Here is a 19,774-nt window from a genome sequence, read left to right on the forward strand (position 1 = left end):
CCTGCGCCACGCCGCCACCGGGTATCGGGCGGCCGGACGAGCCGATGCTCGAGGCCTACACGCTGCTCGGGGCGCTCGCGGCGGCCACCGACGACATCCAGCTGTCGACGCTCGTGACGGGAAACACCTACCGGAACCCTGCGCTCCTCGCCAAGCAGGTGACCACCCTCGACGTCGTCAGCGGCGGTCGTGCCGTGCTGGGCATCGGTGCCGGATGGTTCGAGCTCGAGCACCAGCAGCTGGGGTTCGAGTTCGGCACCTTCACCGACCGCTTCAACCGGCTCGGGGAGGCCCTCTCCATCATCGAGCCGATGCTCCGCGGCGAGCGTCCGACCGTGCACGGCGACTGGTACCGCACGGAGTCCGCGACGAACGAGCCGCGGCTGCGCGACGACCTGCCCATCCTCGTCGGGGGCGGTGGGGAGAAGAAGACGTTCAAGTACGCGGCGCGGCACGCTGCCCACCTCAACCTCATCTGCAACGCCTCGGAGATCCCGCGCAAGCTCGACGCCCTCGCGCAGCGGTGCGAGGAGGAACGGCGGGACCGGTCCACCCTGGAGACGAGCTTCCTCGCCTTCCTCGTCGTCGACGAGGACGGTGACGCCGCCCGCCGGATGCTCCGGGACAGCCTCGCGGCGCGGGGGGTCGACGGGCTGGTCTTCAACATGATCCAGAACGGGCACGTGCCCGGCGCGGTGCACGCGGCGGCGGCGCTCGGCCCGCTGGTCGGCTGAGACCCCGGAGGATGGGGTCGTCCCGGTGTCGGCCGTGAGGGCAGGGGCGTGCACCGAGGCCCTGTCGGTGGGTCCCCGTAGAGTCTGGGGCACAGGGGAAAGGGTGGGGCGCGATGGGTGAGGTCGTCGGCGACACGGCTGTGACGCAGCCGGGTTCGGTCGACCCTGTCGCCGAGTCCCAGCGTTTCGTCGACCGGCTGGCCGAGGTCGACGTCGACGCCCTGAGCGACCACGACCGTGCCCACTTCATCCGGACGCTCGAGCGCGTCAAGGGTGGCGCGAGCGCTGCCCAGGCGCGGGCCACGGACGCGCTGCGGCGCTCCCGGGAGGCGGCCGCACCACGGGACGCCGCGCGTTCCGTGGGGTCCGAGGTCGCGCTCGCGCGGCGCGAGTCACCGTCGGCAGGGGACCGGCTCGTCGGGCTCGCCCGCGCGCTCGTCCACGAGATGCCGCACACGATGACCGCACTCACCCGGGGCGACATCGTCGAGCGGCACGCCACCGAGTGCGTCCGCGAGACGGCGGTGCTGTCGGCGGAGGACCGGCGCGAGGTCGACCGCCGCCTGGCCGGGCTGCTGTCGCGGTTGTCCGCGCCGGCCCTCGGGCGTGCCGCGCGCCGGGTGGCCGCCGAGCTCGACGCCGCGTCCGTCGTCCGGCGGATGGACGCCGCGGTGGCGTCCCGGCGGGTCTCGGTGCGGCCGGCCCCGGACGGCATGGCCTACCTGACCGTGCTCGGCCCGATGCGCGACGTCGTGGGTGCCCACGCCGCGCTGCTCGCCCGCTCCCGGTCGGTCGTCGGCGGGCAGTGCCCCGAGGAGGGCCCTGACGGTCGCGGTGTCGGGGCGGTGGCCGCCGACGCCGCGCTGCGGCTGCTCTCCGGCCGCGAGGTCGGCCAGGTGCAGCCGCTCGAGGTCCACCTCGTGATGACCGACCGGTCCCTCCTCGGCACGGGCGACCCCGGGTCCTCCGTCATGGAGCCCGCGCGGGTCCCCGGCCACGGCCCCGTCCCGGCTCCCGTGGCGCGTGCGTGGGTGCGCGACGCGGGCCCGGCGTCGGTCTGGCTCCGTCGGCTCCACACCTCTCCCGAGGGCCGCGACCTCGTCGCGATGGACTCGCGCCGCCGGGTGTTCGGCGGCCTGCTGCGGCGGATGCTCGTCCTGCGCGACGACGTGTGCTCCACCCCGTGGTGCGACGCCCCGATCGTCCACGCCGACCACGCGCGGCCCGTTCGCGAGGGCGGCGCCACCGTGTTCGAGAACGGCTCCGGCACCTGCGCCCGGTGCAACCAGGTCAAGGAAGCACCGGGGTGGCAGGTGGAGGTCATCGGGAATGCGCCGCGCGAGCTCGTCGTGACCACCCCTGCCGGCCACCGACATCGCAGCACGTCACCACCGCTGCTCGGCTGGGGCAGCGACCCGCCACTCGTCCACCCGCCGCCCGCGCCACCGACCTCACCGAGATCACTGAGCGCACCGACCCCGTCGGCTCTCGAAGCCCGCCTCGCCGCACTCCTCGACGCCTCCTGAGCGCTGCCTATGCGCTCGGGCCGCTCAGGAAGACCTGCAGCGTGCCACCTATGACGAGGTCGACCTCCGTGCACCCCAGCGACTCGTCCGTCGCGGCTGCGGTCGGGGAGTGATCGACCTCGGCGAGGAGGTCCGCCACGACGTCCTCCGCCTCCGGAAGGGGGATGCACGTCTGGGCGACCCGCGTGCGCAGCTCGTCGCGGAGCCGGTGCAGCGGCCTGTGCGGTCCGCCCAGGGTGCTCGGGTCCATGCCGCGGCGGGTCGAGACCAGCAGCTCGCGGTCGCCGATGACGAAGGACGCACACGGCCCCGGGCGTGGGGTGTCCTCGCCCAGCTCCTGCTCCACGACGGGCAGGTCGCGCAGGCCGACCCGTTCGGTCTCCCTACGGGCCCAGGCGAACGCGGACTCGGTGTCGAAGCATCGCGACCTGCCTCCGTCGACGTAGTCCTGGAGCGAGTGGTCGAGCCGGGTCAGCGCCTGGGCGTCCACCGTGTCCGGGACGGCGCGAGGAGCGTCGTCGGGCACCTGGTCGGCGGGGGCCACGACCACGACACCGCCGCCGTAGTCGAGGGCCACGGGGTCGACGATGGGCGTGAGTCCGGCCAGTGCTTGGTACTCCTGACAGTCCGCGACCGGGTCTTCGGTGATCGGAGGGCCCCCGGTGGAGTGGCGGGGCGAGGACGACGCAGGGTCGGTCCAGGTGCTCATGCAGGTGAGGTCGACCGTCGAGACCCACCGGTCGTGGGCTGCGTAAGCACCGGCTCCGCCGCCCACGAGGGCGAGCGCGAGACCGCCGGCGACCACGCCACGGCGGTGTCCGCGTCGACGCGGTGCGACAGGCCGGAGCGCCGCGCGACCGGTGCGGACCACGGCGTCGCGGAGGTCGGTGAGTGCCGCGTGGTCGACCCGGGACAGATCGACGTGCGCGACGGGGTCGGCGTCCTGCAGGGCCTGCAGGGGATCGGGACGGGTCATCGGGACTCCTCCATGGGCGCGGTCGACGCGGTGCGTCCGGCTCTCCTCCGCCGCGAGGTGGTCTGCGGGATCTCGTGCGAGGCGTCCATCGCCTCTGTCAGGCGCCGCCGCGCCCGGTGCAACCGGAGTCGCACGGTGGCCCGGCTCAGGCCCATCGCCACCGCGATCTCGTCGCGGGCCAGCTGCTCCCAGGCGACGAGCCGGAGGATCTCACGGTCGTTCTCGGACAGCCGTTCCATGGCGTCCCGGACCCGTTCGGCCCGGTGCGAGCCTCGACCGGCGACCGCCTCGGGGCCGGGAACGGCGTCGGACGTCAGCGAGTCCCGCAGGCGGTCCGCCAGGGCCAGGCGCCGCTGCTCGCCGCGATGGTGGTTGGCCAGGACGCGACGCGCCACGCCGAACAGCCAGGGCCGGGCCTCGTCGCCGCCGGGAACCTCGTCGAGACGGCGCCAGGCCACGAGGTAGGTCTCGGCGACCACGTCCGCGGCGTCGGACGGGTCGCCGACCCGCCGCACGGCATACGCCAGCAGCGGCAGACGGGTCGCATCGAACAACCTCGTGAACCGTTCCTCGGCGGATGCCATCTCGCCCCCTTCTCTCGACCGGTGACACCCGGGACATGTCCGGCTCCCGGAGAAGCGTTTCACCCGTCTCTGCACCGGCTGGGAATGACTGCGCAGATCCCAGAGTTGAGTCCGGTGAACGCAAGTTTGACGACGCGGATTTGCGCAACACCACCCGCCCGGCCTAACTTGAGCCAGAACCACTCAACTCCGCATCACCAGCACAGCAAGGAGCAACCCCATGGCCCGTGCAGTCGGTATCGACCTCGGTACGACCAACAGCGCCGTCGCCGTCCTCGAGGGTGGCGAGCCCACGATCATCGCGAACGCCGAGGGCGGTCGCACCACCCCGTCGGTCGTCGCGTTCTCCAAGGGCGGTGAGGTGCTCACCGGCGAGATCGCCAAGCGCCAGGCCGTCACCAACGCCGACCGCACCATCCGGTCCGTCAAGCGCCACATGGGCACGGACTGGAAGACCGACGACATCGACGGCAAGACCTACACCGCGCAGGAGATCAGCGCGCGCATCCTCCAGAAGCTCAAGCGCGACGCCGAGTCCTACCTCGGCGAGGACATCACCGACGCCGTCATCACCGTCCCCGCCTACTTCGACGACCACGAGCGCCAGGCCACCAAGGAGGCCGGTGAGATCGCGGGCCTCAACGTGCTGCGGATCGTCAACGAGCCCACCGCAGCGGCCCTGGCCTACGGGCTCGACAAGGGCAAGGAGGACGAGCTCATCCTCGTCTTCGACCTCGGTGGCGGCACCTTCGACGTCTCGCTCCTCGAGGTCGGCAAGGACCCCGAGGACGGCTTCTCGACCATCCAGGTCCGAGCCACGTCCGGCGACAACCAGCTCGGTGGCGACGACTGGGACGACCGCGTCGTCCAGCACCTGCTGACGACCGTGAAGAACACCAGCGGCGTCGACCTGTCCAAGGACAAGATCGCGATGCAGCGCCTCAAGGACGCCGCCGAGCAGGCGAAGAAGGAGCTCTCGTCCGCGAGCAGCACCAACATCAGCCTGCAGTACCTCTCGATGTCCGAGAACGGCCCGATCCACCTCGACGAGAACCTGACCCGCGCGCAGTTCGAGCAGATGACCAAGGACCTGCTCGACCGCACCAAGCAGCCGTTCGAGAACGTCATCAAGGACGCCGGCATCTCCGTCTCCGACATCGACCACGTGGTCCTCGTCGGCGGCTCCACCCGCATGCCGGCCGTGAGCAACCTCGTCAAGGAGATGACCGGCGGCAAGGAGCCCAACAAGGGCGTCAACCCCGACGAGGTCGTCGCGCTCGGCGCCTCCCTCCAGGCCGGTGTCCTCAAGGGCGAGCGCAAGGACGTCCTCCTCATCGACGTCACGCCGCTGTCCCTCGGCATCGAGACCAAGGGCGGGCTCTTCACCAAGCTCATCGAGCGCAACACCGCCATCCCGACCAAGCGCAGCGAGGTCTTCTCGACGGCCGAGGACAACCAGCCGTCGGTCCTCATCCAGGTCTTCCAGGGCGAGCGCGAGATCGCGCAGCAGAACAAGCCGCTCGGCACCTTCGAGCTGTCCGGCATCGCCCCGGCGCCGCGCGGGGTCCCGCAGGTCGAGGTGACGTTCGACATCGACGCCAACGGCATCGTCAACGTCTCCGCGAAGGACCGCGGCACCGGCAAGGAGCAGAAGATCACCATCTCCGGCGGGTCCGCCCTGTCGAAGGAGGAGATCGAGCGGATGGTGAAGGACGCCGAGGCCCACGCCGAGGAGGACAAGAAGCGCCGCGAGGAGACCGAGGCCCGCAACACCGGCGAGACCCTCGTGTTCTCCACCGAGAAGTTCCTGTCCGAGTCCGGCGACAAGGTGTCCGACGAGCACCGGAAGCCGGTCGACGAAGCCCTGGCCGCGCTCAAGGAGGCCATCAAGCCGGACTCCGAGGCTTCCGCCGAGGACATCCAGGCCAAGATCGACACGCTGAACACCACCTCGCAGGAGATGGGTGCCGCGGTCTACGCGGCGGCCGCCGAGCAGGGCGAGTCCCCCGACGTCCCGGGTGACGAGCCGGCGCCCGAGCAGGCCACCGACGAGTCCGACGACGACGTCGTCGACGCCGAGGTCGTCGAGGACGACGAGGACGCCAGGGAGAAGCAGTGACCGACCAGTCGATGGACGACTCGGTGAACACCGAGGCGGTGGGCGGCGGGCCGGTGCCCGGCGAGGAGGTGGCCCCGGAGGAGTCCGGGGCCACCGCCCCGGCGGAGGAGGACCCGGCGAGTGTCGAGGGCGACGTCGTCGACGCCGAGGTCCAGGACGACGTCGAGGCAGCGGTGACCGCCGAGGTCCCCGACGCCGCGGACGCCCACCCGGACACCGTCCTCGCGGCGGAGCGGCTCGCCGACCTCCAGCGGCTCCAGGCCGAGTACGTGAACTACAAACGGCGCGTCGACCGCGACCGCGCCGTCGTCCAGGAGCGCGCGGTGCGCGACGTCCTCGAGTCGATGCTCGGGGTGCTCGACGACATCCACGCAGCCCGGGAGCATGGGGACCTCGACGGTGGCCCGTTCGAGAAGATCGCCGACAAGCTCGAGTCCACGCTCGGGCGCTACGGGCTCGCCCGATTCGGCGCCAAGGGCGAGGCGTTCGACCCGCAGGAGCACGAGGCGCTCATGCACGCCCCGTGGCCCGCGGACGACGCCGACCTCCCGGCCGGCGCGGCGGGTACCACCGTCGTGACCGTCCTCCAGCCCGGCTACCGTGCGGGTGAGCAGGTCCTGCGGCCCGCTCGCGTCGCGGTCGCCGACCCCGACTGACCCACCCCCGAGTCGCCGGAAGGAGGCGCCGACATGGCCAGCCAGGACTGGTTCGAGAAGGACTTCTACGCCATCCTCGGCGTCCCCCGGGACGCCGACGCGGCCGCGGTCAAGAAGGCGTACCGCAAGCTCGCCAAGCAGTACCACCCCGACCGCAACGAGGGTGACGCCGCGGCCGAACAGCGCTTCAAGGACGTCGGGGAGGCGCACGCCGTCCTCTCCGACCCCAAGCAGCGCCAGGAGTACGACGCGGTCCGCTCGATGGCCGGGGGCGGCGCCCGCTTCCGGGCCGGAGCCGGCGGTCCCGGTGGGGCCGGCGGGTTCGAGGACGTCTTCAGCGCCTTCGGCGGTGGCGGTGGGGGCGGCGCGCGGGTCCGTTTCCAGCAGCCGGGCGGCGGTGGCTACGCGGGCGGCGACCAGGACATCAACGACCTGCTCGCCCAGATGTTCGGCGGCGCGTCCGCCGGTGGCGGCCGCGGCGCCGACCCGTTCGGTCCCGGCTTCGGCGCGCCCCGCGGACCGCGGCCGGGCGTCGACGTCCAGGCTCGCACCTCGCTCGCCTTCCGCGACGCGGTCGAGGGGTCGACCGTCACCCTCAGCACCGCCGAGGGTGGCCGGATCACGACGCGGATCCCGGCGGGTGTCCGGGACGGTCAGAAGATCCGACTGCGCGGCAAGGGCGCGGCGGGCGACCCCGGGGCGCCCAAGGGCGACCTCATCCTCACGGTCACCGTCGAGAAGCACCCCGTGTTCGGGCGGTCCGGGAACGACCTCACGGTCGACCTGCCGGTGACCTTCGCCGAGGCCGCCCTCGGCGCGACGGTGCGGGTGCCGACCCTCGACGGCGCGAGCGTCAAGGTCAAGGTCGCACCGGGTACCCCGAGCGGACGGGTGCTGCGGGTCAAGGGCCGGGGGGTCCCCGGCAAGGCCGGTACCGGTGACCTCCTCGCCAAGGTGAGCGTCGTCGTGCCGCAGCGACTCACCGACGAGGCCCGACACGCGGTCGAGACCCTGCGCGACGCCGACGGCGACGCCGACCCGCGTGCCACCCTGTTCCAGCAGGCCGCCACCTGACGGGAGGTCACGCCATGGCCCGGCTCGACATCTCCGCCTTCGCCCCCGACGACGACACCCCCGTCTTCGTCATCTCGGTCGCGGCCGAGCTCGCCGGGATGCATGCGCAGACCCTCCGGCAGTACGACCGGCTCGGGCTCGTGACCCCGTCACGCACCAAGGGCGGCGGGCGCCGCTACTCCGCCCGGGACGTCGCGCTGCTCCGCGAGGTCCAGAGGCTCTCCCAGGAGGAGGGCGTGTCGTTGTCCGGCATCGCCCGGATCCTCGAGCTCGAGCACCAGGTCGACGCCCTGCGCGCCCGCCTCGGCGAGCTCACCGCCGAGGTCGAGGCGCTGCGCTCGGCCTCGGGCCACGCGACCCGGGTGTTCTCGGTGAGCCCGGGCGGCGACGTCTACGCCGCCCGGCTCGGCGAGCGCCCGCGCACCTCCCGCAGCCAGGCGCTCGTCGTGTGGAGCCCCGCCCGCCGCTGACCGCCGGCCTCCTCGTCGGCCCGGTCGTGTCGCCGGTCGCCCCGACCGCGGTGTCGAGCCCGTCAGTGCTCGCCCGGCGGGGTGCGATAGACAAGAGCCATGCCTCCCGCCAAGCGAAGTACCTCGACGACCAAGAAGTCCTCCGCCGAGAAGTCGACCGCCCGGAAGACGTCGGCGAGCTCGTCGAGTGCGACGACGAAGAGTGGCGCGAGTGCCGGCTCGCGGGACACCGCGCTCGGCCCGGGGGACAGCGCGTCCCGGTTCGAGGCGTTCACGGCGCTCGCCGAGGCGCGGGCGAAGGGCGAGATGGTCCCCCTGCCCCGGGTGCTCACCGGCCACGACCGGCGCGTCCACGTCCGCCAGACCCTCCGGGAGGACCACCGCTCCCGCATCTCCGACCGCTCCGAGGACGCGAGGGCCAAGTTCGACAAGCTCGCCGGCTCGCTCTACTCGTTCTTCCGCGGCACCGGCCTTCTCTTCTACCGCGACATGGCCGGCGAGGACGCCTGGATGCCGACGGTGCTCTGCCTCGGAGACGTCCACCCGGAGAACTTCGGGGTGATGCCGAGCGCCGACAACGTGCCGTTCTTCGGCGTCAACGACTTCGACGAGGCGTACTACGCGCCGTTCACGTGGGACGTCAAACGTGGCGCCGTCGGGTTCCTCGTCGCTGCCGAGGTCGAGGGCGGGCTGTCGCCGAAGCGTCGCCGCAAGGCCGCTCGGTCGTTCGTCGAGGGCTACGTGGACGGGATGACCCGGTTCGCGAAGGACGGGGACGAGACCCGCCACCAGGTGCGGCTCGACAACGCACCCCCGCTCGTCAAGGCCCTCCTCGAGGACTCGCTCAACCAGCGCAGCACCTGGCTCGCGAAGAAGTACCACGACGAGTACGGGCGCGGCTTCAAGGCGAGCAGGAAGCTCGTCCCACAGTCCCGCCGCATCCCCGAGTTCCAGGAGGTCGTCGACCGCGTGGTCCGGGAGAACGACATGGAGGTCCCCGACCGCGCCGGCGCGATGAAGGTCAAGGACGTCGCGGCGCGAGTCGCCCAGGGCACCGCCTCCCTGGGCCTCACCCGGTACTACGTCATGCTCGAGGGGCCCACCGGAGACGGCAGCGACGACGTCATCCTCGAGCTCAAGCAGGCCCGCCGGTCGGCCCTGGCCGGGCTCGCCCCGCCCACCGAGTTCGGGGTCGACGGCACGGGGGAGCGGATCACCGAGGCCGCGCGGGTCCAGCTCGTCAACGGCGACTGCTTCTTCGGACACGTCGAGTTCGAGGACCTCAGCTTCATGACCCGCGAGCGCTCGCCGTACAAGAACGAGATCGACCTGGACGAGCTGTCGAAGAAGGAGTGGGCCGACTACGCCAGGCTGTGCGGGCAGACCCTGGCGCACGCGCACGCGCTGTCCGACGACGCCGGGGAGCGGGACGTCGACATCGAGCCACTGATCCTCGACGCCATCGGGTCGCCGGAGCTGTTCGTCGCGGACATCCTCGGCTTCGCCGGGGAGGCAGCCGACCGGGTCCGGGCCGACCACGAGCACTTCCGGGCCGACCACGCCCTCGGCGCGTTCACCTCGGTGGACCGCGTCTTCCGCTGACAGGCGTCAGCGTGCGGGCAGACGGGTCACCCAGTAGGAGGCGGTGTCCGGTGACTCGACCCCGAAGCGCGCGTTGACCGCCCACAGCCAGCCACCTGCGAGGGTCGCGGTCGACGGGACGTCGAGGGTCTCGTCGGTCAGCCGACCGCGCCAGCGCGCCGTCCAGCCGTCCTTCGTGGCACACAGGCGCAGCACCGAGACCTCCTGCTGGCCGCTGCCGCGGACGACGTAGACGGTGCGCCGACCGATCTCGATGCCGTCGCCGGCGGTGATGCCGGGGCCGCCCTGCACGGGCACCTCGGTCGTCACCCCGGTCTCCGGGTCCACGGCCCACAGGCCACCGGCGCTGCTGTGATCGAGGAGGAGCGTGCCGTCGCGCAGCTCGCGGATGCCGTTCGCGGCGAGGTTCGTGCCGTCGTAGCCGGGCCACTCGCCGCTGAGCGGCACGAAGGCAGGGGCGGCGCCGGTCGGGTCTCCGTCGTCGTCCACGGCGATCGTGGTGAGCCGGTCGACGCGGGAGTCGGTGACCCACACGGTGTCGTCGGTGACGACGAGGTCGTTGAGGAAGACACCACCGGGGACGACGACGTCGAGCTCCACGTCGCCGGTCTCGCCGTCGACGGCCCACACGTGGGCCTCGCTGCCGACGTTGCCCGCCGCCCAGACGAGGCCGGAGCGCTCGTCCCGGAAGAGGCCGCGCAGCTGGCGGCCCTCGGCGCCGGGCAGGAGGACGCCGACGGTGCCGGCGAGGAGGTCCCCGGTGACGATCCGGCCGTCGGCGAGCGAGCCGACGTAGTACGTCGTGCCGGGGCCGGAGGTGATGCCCTCGGGCCGGATGCCGTCCGGGAGGTCGACGGTCTCCGGGGCCTTGCGGGTTCGTGGCCGGCGGCGGGCGTCCGCGCGGTCGGGGAGGGCCAGGGCCCCCGCGGCGGCGAGGGCGGTGGCTCCGAGTGCGGTGCGACGGGTGGGCAGGGAGGGCAGCGGATGCGACGTGTCCATACTCCACCGTGCACCCGCGACCCCTGGTCGCGGGGGGATCGGCCCGGAGACGGCGACGTCCGTCGAAGGCTCAGCGGGGTGTGGCGACATGGCCCCGGGTGCGGGCGAGGCGCTTCATCCCGTCGGCGGGCCGGATCGGCTCGGGCCACTTGGGCTCGGCGGTGTCGGCGCTGCTACGGCCGGTGACCCGCCGGTGGACCAGGGGCAGCACCTCGGTCCGGACGAACCGGGCCTCCTCGACGGCGGCCACGCGCCACGGGGTGCGCGGCGCCGCCTCGGCGAGGGAACGTAGCCGGAGGCTGTGGTCGAGCCCCAGCTCGCGCAGCACGGCGGCGGCCATCCGCTTGTGGCCCCACCGGCTCATGTGCAGCTTATCGGGGGCCCAGAGCCGGCGGTCGTCGTAGATCCTGAGCCGCGCGTGGTCGACGACGACCGCGTCGTGGTCGTCGGCGATCTCGCGGATGCCGGCGTTGAAGGCCCGGGCGCGGCGGTTCAGCGGCTCCAGCACGCTGCTCAGCCGAGGGTCGAAGACCGTCATGACGACGACCGTCGCGCCGCCGCCGGCGAGGGCGCCGACCGCCTCCTCGAACCGGGTGAGCACGGCGTCGACGTCGGAGCGCAGGGCCAGCAGGTCGTTGCCGCCCGCGAAGAACGACGCGAGCGTGGGCCGCAACGCGAGGGCGGGCCCGAGCTGCTCGTCGAGGACCTGGTCGATCCGCTTGCTGCGCAACGCGAGGTTGGCGTACTCCCACGCGGGATCAGTGCGGCCCAGCTGTCGCGCCATCCGGTCGGCCCAGCCGCGGTAGCCGTTGGGGTAGTGCAGGTGCGGGTCGCCCACGCCCTCGGTGAAGGAGTCGCCGATCGCGACGAAGCGTCCTGCGTCCACGGGCACATCGCACCACAGCGGTCGTGGCCGGCCGTGCGCTCGTCGAGTCCCGGACCGAGCCGTCGCGCAGTGTTCACCGCGGCGACGCCGACACGACGGGTGGCCGTCGCCGGTCCCGGGTGCCGTCATCCCTACCCTCCCTGCCGTGACCAGGTTCGTGGCCCTCGGGGACTCCCTGACCGAAGGGGTCGGTGACCCGCATCCGGCCTACCCCAACGGCTGGCGCGGTTGGGCCGAGCACGTCGCCGACGCACTGGGCCGACACGACCCGGAGGCCGAGTACGCCAACCTCGCCCTGCACGGACGGCGTGCCCGGCAGGTGCTCGACGAGCAGGTGCCGGCGGCGGTGGCGCTGCGCCCGACGCACGTGACCCTCTGGGCCGGCGGCAACGACCTGCTCGCGCCGCGGATGTGCGTCGACTCCGTGGCACAGACCCTGGCGGAGGCCCTCGACCGGCTCGCTCCGACCGGCGCGCGGGTGCTCCTGCTCACGGGGTTCGAGCACGCCCCGTCCCGCGTGCTGCGCCGGGCCCGGGGCCGGGCCGGTGCGCTCAACGACCGCATCCGCGGGCTCGCCGAGGAGCGGGGTGTCACCCTCGTCGACGTCTCCGACCTCGGCCGGTGGGGCCCGGACGCCTTCGCCGTCGACCGGGTCCACCTCAACCCGTGGGGGCACCGGCTCGTGGCCCAGCGGGTCGCCGGTGCGCTGGGGCTCGGCCACCTCGGTGGCACCTGGCGCGACGCGGCGCCGGCCGCCCGGACCGGCTCGTTCGTCCGGGGGTCGGAGACGGTGTGGTGGGCCGGCAGCGTCGCGCCGCACCTGTGGCGCTGGGCGACGGCCGCCGGCAGCCGGGAGCGGGCGGAGCCGAAGTGGCCGGTGCCGGTGCGGCCGGCGCACCGGATGGTCCCGTCAGGCGCGGCGCCGCGGGGTCAGGTCGACAGCCGTGCGTGCGCTCGGGCGGTCGCGCCGAGGACGACGGCCGCCGCGGCCACGGCACCGAGCGCCACGACCACGGAGGCCGGCTCGTCGGCGAGCCGGCCCCACGCGAGCCAGGCCAGTCCCCAGGAGGCGGCGAGGGCCACGGACCAGCGGCCGCGCATCCGGCGGGCGAGGAGGACGCCCACCGCGGCGACGGCGGCGAGCACGACGAGCGCGGCCAGCCGGTTGCCGGCGGAGCCGAGGTCCGCCCCCGACGCGACGAGGACGGCGGTGACGTTCGCCGCCACCGCGACGCAGACCCAGCCGAGGTAGAGGCCGAACGTACCGTCGACGAGGACCGACTCGGCGTTGCCGTACGAGGGGCGGTCGGTGAGCCGGGCGACGAGCACGCCGAGCACCGCGACGAGGGCCCCGATGACGACGACGCTGGCCCACAGCCATCCCTGCTGGGTCACGAGCAGCCAGAGGGCGTTGAGGACCATCGAGGCGGCGGCGAGCCACCCGGTGCGACGGTGCCTGGTGTCGGTGGCCTGCTCGGGCAGCCACTGCCAGACGGTGTAGCCGAGCAGGCCGAGGTAGATCGGCGTCCAGATCGAGAACGCCGGACCGGCCGGCGCGAGGAGGGTGGCGTCGGCGGAGAGCGCACCCCCGGACGACTCCTCGACCCGGGTCCCGAGGACGCCCAGCCCGACGAGCGTGCCGAGGACGCAGAACACCTCGGCGGCCGTGACCGCGACCTGGCGGCGCCGATCGTCCGCCGTCGGGGTGGGCGGGGCGGTCGTCGACGTCATGGACCGACGCTAGTCCGGCCGTGGACCGGTGCGGCGCCCGAGGGACACCCGCGCCGGCCGGGCGTCCATACTTCGGGGGTGACCGAACACCTCCTCGTCTTCCCCGACCGTGACGTGGCCGAGCAGGTCGCCGACGAGCTCACCGAGGAGGGGTTCACCGAGGTCCGGGTCGTCCGCGAGGCGCTCTCTGGAGAAGAGGACGACGAGGACCACGAGTGGGGCGTGTACGTGCGCGAGAAGAACGTCGCCGACGAGACCGGGCCGGTGGAGCACGGTCTCGAGGACAGGTTCTCGGCCCTGGTCGCGGAGCACGGCGGCTGGTACGACCCGCACCCCGCCGGCTGACCCGCTGCCCTCGACCGCTGACCGGCCAGGGTGCCGGTCAGCCGTGGACGGGGGACGTCGTGTCCTGCCCGTGCCACCGGGGTGAGCGCGGTCCGGTCGCCGCAGTTGAGTGGAATACACTCAACTTTGATGAGTGTTTAACGACGTGAGACGACATACCCCTCGCACGACCAGGAGAACCACGGATGGAGCTGAAGCCGACGACCAAGGTGGCCGAGGCGCTCGCGCTGGCCCAGCGCGCCGCGCAGACCGCGGGCCACGCCGAGATCACCCCCGACCACCTGACGAGCGCCGCCGTCCGGCTGGACACCCCGCTGGCCGACGCCCTGCTCGCGGCCGCCGGAACCGGCGCCGGGCACGTCCTGGCCCAGGCCGACGCCCGGCTCCGTACGCTGCCCACCACGAGCGGCGCTGCCGCCGCGCCCACCTTCGGACGCGAGGCCGTCGCCCTCCTCCAGCAGGCCGACACGCTCATGCGCGCCACGGGCGACACCTTCCTCGCGCTCGACCTCCTCCTGCTCGCGCTCGCCGAGACCGGCCACCTCGCCGCCGTCGAGAAGCGCGGCGCGGCCGACATGGAGGCGAAGATCACCGAGCTGCGCGCCGGCCGCACCGTCACCTCCGAGACGCCGACGGAGGCCGGGGAGGCGCTCGCCCAGTACGGCACCGACCTCACCCAGTCCGCCCGGGACGGCCGCCTCGACCCTGTCATCGGGCGGGACGACGAGATCCGCCGCGTCGTCCAGGTCCTCTCCCGCCGGACGAAGAACAACCCCGTCCTCATCGGCGAGCCCGGCGTCGGCAAGACCGCCGTGGTCGAGGGCCTCGCCCAGCGGATCGTCGACGGCGACGTCCCGGAGAGCCTGCGCGACAAGCGCCTGGTCAGCCTCGACCTCGGCGCCATGGTCGCCGGCGCGAAGTACCGCGGCGAGTTCGAGGAGCGGCTCAAGGCCGTCCTCGGGGAGATCGCCGGCAGCGACGGCCAGGTCATCACCTTCATCGACGAGCTGCACACCGTCGTCGGCGCCGGTGCCGCCGGCGACTCCGCGATGGACGCCGGGAACATGCTCAAGCCGATGCTCGCCCGCGGCGAGCTGCGGCTCGTCGGCGCGACGACCCTCGACGAGTACCGCGAGCACGTCGAGAAGGACCCCGCGCTCGAGCGGCGCTTCCAGCAGGTCCTCGTCGGCGAGCCGTCCGTCGAGGACACCATCGCGATCCTCCGCGGCCTCAAGGAGCGGTACGAGGCGCACCACAAGGTCGAGATCGAGGACTCGGCCCTCGTCGCCGCCGCGTCGCTGTCCGACCGGTACATCACCGGCCGGCAGCTGCCGGACAAGGCGATCGACCTCGTCGACGAGGCCGCGTCGCGGCTGCGGATGGAGATCGACTCCAGCCCGGTCGAGATCGACGTCCTGCGCCGCCAGGTCGACCGGCTCACGATGGAGGAGCTGCACCTCGCGAACGAGACCGACGACGCGTCCGTCGAGCGGCTCGAGCGGCTGCGCGCCGACCTCGCCGACAAGACCGAGGAGCTCGACGCCCTGAACGCGCGCTGGGCCTCCGAGAAGGAGGGCCTGAACAAGGTCGGTGACCTCAAGGCCCGGCTCGACGACCTGCGCACCCAGGCCGACCGCCTGCAGCGCGAGGGCGACTACGAGGCCGCCTCCCGACTGCTCTACGGCGAGATCCCGGCCCTGCAGACCGATCTCGACGCCGCCCAGGCGGCCGAGTCCGCGCTGGACGACGCCGACCTCATGGTCAAGGAGCGGGTCGGCGCCGACGACATCGCGGAGGTCATCTCGGCCTGGACCGGCATCCCCGCCGGGCGGCTGCTCCAGGGCGAGACCGAGAAGCTGCTCTCGATGGAGTCGATCGTCGGTGCGCGGCTCATCGGTCAGACCGACGCCGTCAAGGCCGTCTCGGACGCGGTGCGCCGCAGCCGCGCCGGTATCGCGGACCCCGACCGCCCGACCGGCTCGTTCCTGTTCCTCGGCCCCACCGGCGTCGGCAAGACCGAGCTCGCGAAGTCGCTCGCGGACTTCCTCTTCGACGACGAGCGGGCCATGGTCCGCATCGACATGTCGGAGTACGCCGAGCGGCACGCGGTCGCGCGTCTCATCGGCGCCCCGCCCGGCTACGTCGGGTACGAGGAGGGGGGACAGCTGACCGAGGCGGTGCGGCGCCGTCCGTACTCCGTCGTCCTGCTCGACGAGGTCGAGAAGGCGCACCCGGAGACCTTCGACGTCCTGCTCCAGGTGCTCGACGACGGTCGCCTCACCGACGGCCAGGGCCGCACGGTCGACTTCCGCAACGTCATCCTCGTCATGACCTCCAACCTCGGCTCGCAGTTCCTCGTCGACCCCTCGATGGGGCCGGACGCGCAGCGCGAGGCCGTGCTGGCCACGGTTCGCCAGGCGTTCAAGCCGGAGTTCCTCAACCGGCTCGACGAGGTCGTCGTCTTCGACGCCCTCTCCACCGACGAGCTCGCCCGGATCGTCGACCTCCAGGTGCACGAGCTCGGGGCGCGGCTGCGCGACCGCCGGGTCACCCTCGAGGTCGCCGACGACGCCAAGGCCTGGCTGGCCCGGCGCGGCCACGACCCGGCGTACGGCGCGCGTCCGCTGCGCCGGCTCGTCCAGCGCGAGATCGGCGACCGGCTCGCGACCGCGCTGCTCGCCGGCGAGGTCCGCGACGGCGACACGGTGACGGTCGGGCTCGACGCGGACGCCGACTCACTCGCCCTCTCGTGACCTCGCCACCTCAACATTTCGGGGTCACCCCGAAATGTCCGCGAGACCCCGGTTCGGAACCGGGGTCTCGCGGACGAACCGGGGTGTCGGCGCCGCCGCGCCCGGACGCACCCGGCCATCGGCCGGACCGACGACGAGGGTGGCGGCTACCCTGACCGCCATGCGCCGTCCCGTCCTCGCCGCGGCCCTGACGGCCCTCACCCTGTTCGCCGGATGCTCGGGGGGTGGTACCGAGGACGCTCCGCCCGAGCGCACCCCGGCGGAGCGTCTCGACGCCGCCCGGGTGGCCCTCGAGGGCGCCGGCTCCGTCGCCCTCGACCTCACGAGCGAGGACGTCCCGCCGCAGGAGAACGGCGTCACCGCGGCCCGTGGCTCCGGGGTCGTCGACGCCACCGAGCCGAGGTTTCAGGGCACGATCACCGGCACCGTCCGGGGCGTCGCCGCGACCGTCGACGTCATCGCCGTGGGCGACGACGCCTACCTCAAGCTCTTCACGCCCGACTACGAGCCCTTCGACCTGTCGACCCTGAACGCCCCCAACCCCGCGGACTTCTTCGACCCCGCCGACGGCATCGCCTCCCTCCTCCCGCAGACCGCCGACCCCACCGTCGACGGCCGGGTGCGGGCGGGCAAGGAGGTGCTCCTCCAGGTGTCCGGCACCATCCCCGCGGAGCCCGTCGACACCCTCTTCCACATCGGCGAGGGGGAGGGCACCTACCGCGTCTCGTACGGGCTGACCGACGACGACCAGCTGCGGACGGCCACCCTCGTCGGCCCCTTCTTCGGCACCGAGGACTCCACCTACCGGCTGACGCTCACCGACTACGGCGCCCCCGTTGAGATCTCCCGCCCCTAGGGCGCTGCTCGCCGCGGCGTCCGTGGCGGTGGCGGTGGCGGCCGCGGACACCTACGTCGTCGTCCTCGCCCTCACCGACATGATGCGTGGCGTCGGTGTCGGCATCGACGCCCTCCAGCGGGGGACGCCCATCGTCTCCGGCTTCCTCCTGGGGTACGTCGCCGTCCTCCCGCTCGTCGGCCGGGTCGCCGACGTCGTCGACCGCCGGCGGGTCCTCCTCGCCTGCCTGGCCGTGTTCGTCGTCGGGTCGGTCGTCACCGCCCTGGCCGTCGAGCTCCCGGTGCTCGTCGGTGGCCGGGTGGTGCAGGGCGCGGGCGGCGGCGGGCTGGTCCCGGCCACCCTCGCGCTCGTCGCGGACCACTGGCCCGCGGGACGCCGAGGCGTGCCCCTGGGCGTCGTCGGTGCCGTCCAGGAGGTGGGCTCGGTGCTCGGCCCCGTGCTCGGAGCCGCGGTCCTCGTCGTCGCCGACTGGCGGGCCATCTTCTGGCTCACCGCGGTCGCCGGCGTCCTCCTCGCGGTCGCCGTCGTCGCGGCCGGGGGAGGAGGGGCGCCGCGGCCCCGCCCGCTGCCCGCGGTCCTCGGGCTGCTGGCCCTGGGCACCGGATGGCTCGCCCTCGCCGCGCCGGACGCGCTCGCGACGAGCGTCACGCTCGGTGTGCCGTTCGTCCCGTTCGGGGGCGCCACGTCCCGGGTGGCCACGCCCGTCGGGGTGGTCGCCGTCGTCCTCGGGCTGGCCGCGACCGGGGCCGGCCTGCGCGGTCGCCTGACCGCGCTGCGCCGGGTCGACCTCCTCGGCGCGGTGCTCGTCGGCGGGGCGCTCGGCTGCGTCGTGCTCACCTTCGCCGCGGCCGACCCCGAGCGTGAGGTCGTCGGGCCGCTCGGCTACGCCCTTCTGCCGGTCGCGGTCCTGCTCGTCGTGGCCTACCTGGCCCACCACCGCCACGCCGTCGTCCCCCTCGTGCCGCGCGGCCTCGTCCGGGGCCGGCTCGTCCGCGCGCTCGCCGTGTCGCTGCTCTCCGGCGTCGCGCTCGTCGCGGTCGTCGTGGACGTCCCGCTGCTCGCCCGCCTGGTCCTCACCGAGGACCAGGCGGAGGCCGCGCTCGTCCTCGTCCGTTTCCTCGTGGCCGTCCCCGTGGGGGCCCTCCTCGGAGGATGGTTGCTGCACCGGCTCGCCGCGGGCGGGGTGGCCGCTGCGGGGCTGGCACTGGCTGCTGGAGGGCTCGCGGCGATGTCCACCTGGGGGGAGGGCTCGCTGCAGCAGGCGTCGTCGACGGTCGTCCTGCTCGCCACCGGGCTCGGGGTCGGCCTGGCCGTCGCACCCGTCAACGACGCCGCCCTCGAGGAGTCGGACGAGGACACCCACGGCACCGCCTCGGCCCTCGTCGTCGTCGCCCGGATGGTCGGGATGGTCGTCGGCCTCGCGCTGCTGACCGCCGTGGGGCTGCACCGGTACTACGGCGCCGTCGCCGCGCTGCCCGACCCCACGGACACCGACGCGCTCCGCGCCGCGGCCGTCGTCCAGGTGTCGTCGGTGTTCCGCGGGGCGTCCGTGGCCGCGGCCGTGGGAGCGGTCGTGGCCCTGACGCTCGGGCGCGGTGTCCGGACGGCGGACGGCGACCACCGCGCAGGGGCGGCCGTCGGCGCCCGCGGGTAGCGTCCCGACCATGGCCTCCGTGAACGACATCCTCCTCGACGCCCTCGACCGGGTCCGCGAGACCGTGCACGGCCTCCTCGACGACACCCCCGAGGACCGGCTCGCCCAGCCGCCCGCCGAGGGCGCCAACACCGTCGCCTGGCTCCTCTGGCACCTCACCCGGGTCCTCGACGAGCACGTGGCGGAGGCCTTCGACCGCGACGTCGTGTGGACCGGCGACGGCTGGTACGAGCGCTTCGGGCTGCCCTTCCCGGCGAGCGCGCACGGGTACGGCATGTCCTACGACGACGTCCTCGCCGTGCGGTCCTCGGCCGAGGACCTCGGTGGCTACTTCGACGCCACGTACGCGCTCGTCACCGACGCCCTGCGCGGCCTCGACCCGGCCGACCTCGAACGGGTCGTCGACGAGGACTGGGACCCTCCGGTCACCCTCGCGGTGCGTCTGGTCAGCGCGCTCAACGACGCCACGCAGCACGTGGGCCAGGCGTCCTACGCGGCGGGCATCCTGACCCGTCAGTAGCGCACCTCGAAGGTCGCGGCCGCGGTCGGCTCGTCCGGCGCGACGTCGACCTCCTCCACCTGGGCCTCCGGTGCGCCCTCGAGACACCACGCCACCATCTCGTCGACCTCGCCCTCGGGTCCCTCGACGTGCAGCAGCACGTCGCCACCGTCCGTGTTGCGCACCCAGCCGCGCAGCTCGAGCCGGACGGCCTCGCGCGCCGCATGGCCGCGGAAGCCGACACCCTGGACTTCGCCGGAGACCCGGACCCGCACTGCCTTCGTCATCGCACCAGCATGCCCCGGCAGCG

18 protein-coding genes and 1 pseudogene are annotated in these 19,774 nt (G+C 73.6%); 13 read left to right on the forward strand and 6 right to left on the reverse strand.

Features of this window, described 5'->3' with window-relative positions:
- The first annotated feature begins 44 nt into the window (after window positions 1–44).
- Together JQN72_RS09190 and JQN72_RS09195 are read left to right on the forward strand one after the other, a co-directional pair.
- The gene (locus JQN72_RS09190; RefSeq protein ID WP_204134881.1) at window positions 45–734 is read left to right on the forward strand and encodes an LLM class flavin-dependent oxidoreductase; all 690 of its coding nucleotides are present in this window, start codon (window positions 45–47) and stop codon (window positions 732–734) included.
- A gap of 113 nt (window positions 735–847) precedes the next feature.
- Window positions 848–2,260: a DUF222 domain-containing protein gene (locus tag JQN72_RS09195; protein WP_204134882.1), complete on the forward strand. Its 1,413-nt coding sequence runs from the start codon at window positions 848–850 to the stop codon at window positions 2,258–2,260.
- A 7-nt stretch (window positions 2,261–2,267) separates the two neighbouring features.
- Here the strand turns inward: JQN72_RS09195 and JQN72_RS09200 are convergent, their stop codons facing one another.
- Both JQN72_RS09200 and JQN72_RS09205 read right to left on the reverse strand, forming a co-directional pair.
- The gene (locus JQN72_RS09200) at window positions 2,268–3,236 is read right to left on the reverse strand and encodes a hypothetical protein (RefSeq protein WP_204134883.1); all 969 of its coding nucleotides are present in this window, start codon (window positions 3,234–3,236) and stop codon (window positions 2,268–2,270) included.
- Window positions 3,233–3,820: an RNA polymerase sigma factor gene (locus JQN72_RS09205; RefSeq protein WP_204134884.1), complete on the reverse strand. Its 588-nt coding sequence runs from the start codon at window positions 3,818–3,820 to the stop codon at window positions 3,233–3,235. Before JQN72_RS09205 ends, JQN72_RS09200 begins: the two co-directional genes overlap by 4 nt.
- A 220-nt stretch (window positions 3,821–4,040) precedes the next feature.
- On the opposite strand from JQN72_RS09205, the gene dnaK reads away from it, so the two are divergent.
- The 5 genes from dnaK (at window position 4,041) to JQN72_RS09230 (ending at window position 9,741) form a co-directional block, all read left to right on the forward strand.
- Complete coding sequence (gene dnaK, locus JQN72_RS09210) at window positions 4,041–5,939, forward strand: molecular chaperone DnaK (protein ID WP_204134885.1); 1,899 nt, start codon at window positions 4,041–4,043, stop codon at window positions 5,937–5,939.
- Window positions 5,936–6,595, forward strand: a complete 660-nt coding sequence (gene grpE / locus JQN72_RS09215) for a nucleotide exchange factor GrpE (RefSeq protein WP_307812556.1) — start codon at window positions 5,936–5,938, stop codon at window positions 6,593–6,595. The genes dnaK and grpE overlap by 4 nt, the downstream gene beginning before the upstream one ends.
- Before the next feature lie 33 nt (window positions 6,596–6,628).
- Window positions 6,629–7,669, forward strand: a complete 1,041-nt coding sequence (locus tag JQN72_RS09220; protein WP_204134886.1) for a DnaJ C-terminal domain-containing protein — start codon at window positions 6,629–6,631, stop codon at window positions 7,667–7,669.
- 14 nt (window positions 7,670–7,683) lie between these two features.
- Entirely contained in the window at window positions 7,684–8,139 is a 456-nt protein-coding gene (locus JQN72_RS09225; protein ID WP_204134887.1) for a heat shock protein transcriptional repressor HspR, read from the forward strand.
- A 99-nt stretch (window positions 8,140–8,238) separates the two neighbouring features.
- Complete coding sequence (locus JQN72_RS09230; protein ID WP_204134888.1) at window positions 8,239–9,741, forward strand: DUF2252 domain-containing protein; 1,503 nt, start codon at window positions 8,239–8,241, stop codon at window positions 9,739–9,741.
- A gap of 6 nt (window positions 9,742–9,747) precedes the next feature.
- Here JQN72_RS09230 and JQN72_RS09235 read toward each other — a convergent pair whose 3' ends face one another.
- Entirely contained in the window at window positions 9,748–10,740 is a 993-nt protein-coding gene (locus JQN72_RS09235; protein ID WP_204134889.1) for a hypothetical protein, read from the reverse strand.
- Between the two features lie 70 nt (window positions 10,741–10,810).
- On the reverse strand, window positions 10,811–11,626 hold the full coding sequence (locus JQN72_RS09240) for an SGNH/GDSL hydrolase family protein (protein WP_204134890.1): 816 nt from the start codon (window positions 11,624–11,626) through the stop codon (window positions 10,811–10,813).
- Window positions 11,627–11,783: 157 nt separating this feature from the next.
- On the opposite strand from JQN72_RS09240, the pseudogene JQN72_RS19045 reads away from it, so the two are divergent.
- Window positions 11,784–12,311 (forward strand): annotated as a pseudogene (locus JQN72_RS19045) (SGNH/GDSL hydrolase family protein); the annotation flags it as partial.
- Between the two features lie 245 nt (window positions 12,312–12,556).
- Here the strand turns inward: JQN72_RS19045 and JQN72_RS09245 are convergent.
- On the reverse strand, window positions 12,557–13,357 hold the full coding sequence (locus JQN72_RS09245) for a TspO/MBR family protein (RefSeq protein WP_204134891.1): 801 nt from the start codon (window positions 13,355–13,357) through the stop codon (window positions 12,557–12,559).
- Between the two features lie 78 nt (window positions 13,358–13,435).
- Here JQN72_RS09245 and JQN72_RS09250 point away from each other — a divergent pair, with 78 nt between their 5' ends.
- The 5 genes from JQN72_RS09250 to JQN72_RS09270 all read left to right on the forward strand — a co-directional run bounded on the left by JQN72_RS09250 (window position 13,436) and on the right by JQN72_RS09270 (window position 19,485).
- Window positions 13,436–13,702: a ribonuclease E inhibitor RraB gene (locus JQN72_RS09250; RefSeq protein WP_204134892.1), complete on the forward strand. Its 267-nt coding sequence runs from the start codon at window positions 13,436–13,438 to the stop codon at window positions 13,700–13,702.
- A 185-nt stretch (window positions 13,703–13,887) separates the two neighbouring features.
- On the forward strand, window positions 13,888–16,455 hold the full coding sequence (locus JQN72_RS09255; protein ID WP_204134893.1) for an ATP-dependent Clp protease ATP-binding subunit: 2,568 nt from the start codon (window positions 13,888–13,890) through the stop codon (window positions 16,453–16,455).
- 160 nt (window positions 16,456–16,615) lie between these two features.
- Window positions 16,616–17,311 (forward strand): LppX_LprAFG lipoprotein, encoded by a 696-nt coding sequence (locus JQN72_RS09260; protein WP_204134894.1) that lies wholly within the window; start codon window positions 16,616–16,618, stop codon window positions 17,309–17,311.
- Complete coding sequence (locus JQN72_RS09265; RefSeq protein WP_204134895.1) at window positions 17,292–18,965, forward strand: MFS transporter; 1,674 nt, start codon at window positions 17,292–17,294, stop codon at window positions 18,963–18,965. The genes JQN72_RS09260 and JQN72_RS09265 overlap by 20 nt, the downstream gene beginning before the upstream one ends.
- 10 nt (window positions 18,966–18,975) lie before the next feature.
- Window positions 18,976–19,485, forward strand: coding sequence for a DinB family protein (locus JQN72_RS09270; RefSeq protein WP_204134896.1), 510 nt, complete (start codon window positions 18,976–18,978; stop codon window positions 19,483–19,485).
- Here the strand turns inward: JQN72_RS09270 and JQN72_RS09275 are convergent.
- Window positions 19,479–19,751: an acylphosphatase gene (locus JQN72_RS09275; protein ID WP_204134897.1), complete on the reverse strand. Its 273-nt coding sequence runs from the start codon at window positions 19,749–19,751 to the stop codon at window positions 19,479–19,481. The two genes, JQN72_RS09270 and JQN72_RS09275, sit on opposite strands and share 7 nt — an antisense overlap.
- Between the last annotated feature and the right edge of the window lie 23 nt (window positions 19,752–19,774).

It is taken from the genome of Phycicoccus sp. CSK15P-2, assembly GCF_016888005.1.
Taxonomy (GTDB): Bacteria; Actinomycetota; Actinomycetes; order Actinomycetales; family Dermatophilaceae; genus Phycicoccus.

What these genes read in the sequence shown, in the direction of transcription:
- JQN72_RS09225 (WP_204134887.1), top strand. Translation starts at nt 7,684, where the DNA reads ATGGCCCGGCTCGACATCTCCGCCTTCGCCCCCGACGACGACACCCCC.
- JQN72_RS09195 (WP_204134882.1), top strand. Translation starts at nt 848, where the DNA reads ATGGGTGAGGTCGTCGGCGACACGGCTGTGACGCAGCCGGGTTCGGTC.
- dnaK (WP_204134885.1), top strand. Translation starts at nt 4,041, where the DNA reads ATGGCCCGTGCAGTCGGTATCGACCTCGGTACGACCAACAGCGCCGTC.
- JQN72_RS09230 (WP_204134888.1), top strand. Translation starts at nt 8,239, where the DNA reads ATGCCTCCCGCCAAGCGAAGTACCTCGACGACCAAGAAGTCCTCCGCC.
- JQN72_RS09255 (WP_204134893.1), top strand. Translation starts at nt 13,888, where the DNA reads ATGGAGCTGAAGCCGACGACCAAGGTGGCCGAGGCGCTCGCGCTGGCC.
- JQN72_RS09205 (WP_204134884.1), bottom strand. Translation starts at nt 3,820, where the DNA reads ATGGCATCCGCCGAGGAACGGTTCACGAGGTTGTTCGATGCGACCCGT.
- JQN72_RS09245 (WP_204134891.1), bottom strand. Translation starts at nt 13,357, where the DNA reads ATGACGTCGACGACCGCCCCGCCCACCCCGACGGCGGACGATCGGCGC.
- JQN72_RS09235 (WP_204134889.1), bottom strand. Translation starts at nt 10,740, where the DNA reads ATGGACACGTCGCATCCGCTGCCCTCCCTGCCCACCCGTCGCACCGCA.
- JQN72_RS09190 (WP_204134881.1), top strand. Translation starts at nt 45, where the DNA reads ATGCTCGAGGCCTACACGCTGCTCGGGGCGCTCGCGGCGGCCACCGAC.
- JQN72_RS09275 (WP_204134897.1), bottom strand. Translation starts at nt 19,751, where the DNA reads ATGACGAAGGCAGTGCGGGTCCGGGTCTCCGGCGAAGTCCAGGGTGTC.
- JQN72_RS09260 (WP_204134894.1), top strand. Translation starts at nt 16,616, where the DNA reads ATGCGCCGTCCCGTCCTCGCCGCGGCCCTGACGGCCCTCACCCTGTTC.
- JQN72_RS09220 (WP_204134886.1), top strand. Translation starts at nt 6,629, where the DNA reads ATGGCCAGCCAGGACTGGTTCGAGAAGGACTTCTACGCCATCCTCGGC.
- JQN72_RS09200 (WP_204134883.1), bottom strand. Translation starts at nt 3,236, where the DNA reads ATGACCCGTCCCGATCCCCTGCAGGCCCTGCAGGACGCCGACCCCGTC.
- JQN72_RS09270 (WP_204134896.1), top strand. Translation starts at nt 18,976, where the DNA reads ATGGCCTCCGTGAACGACATCCTCCTCGACGCCCTCGACCGGGTCCGC.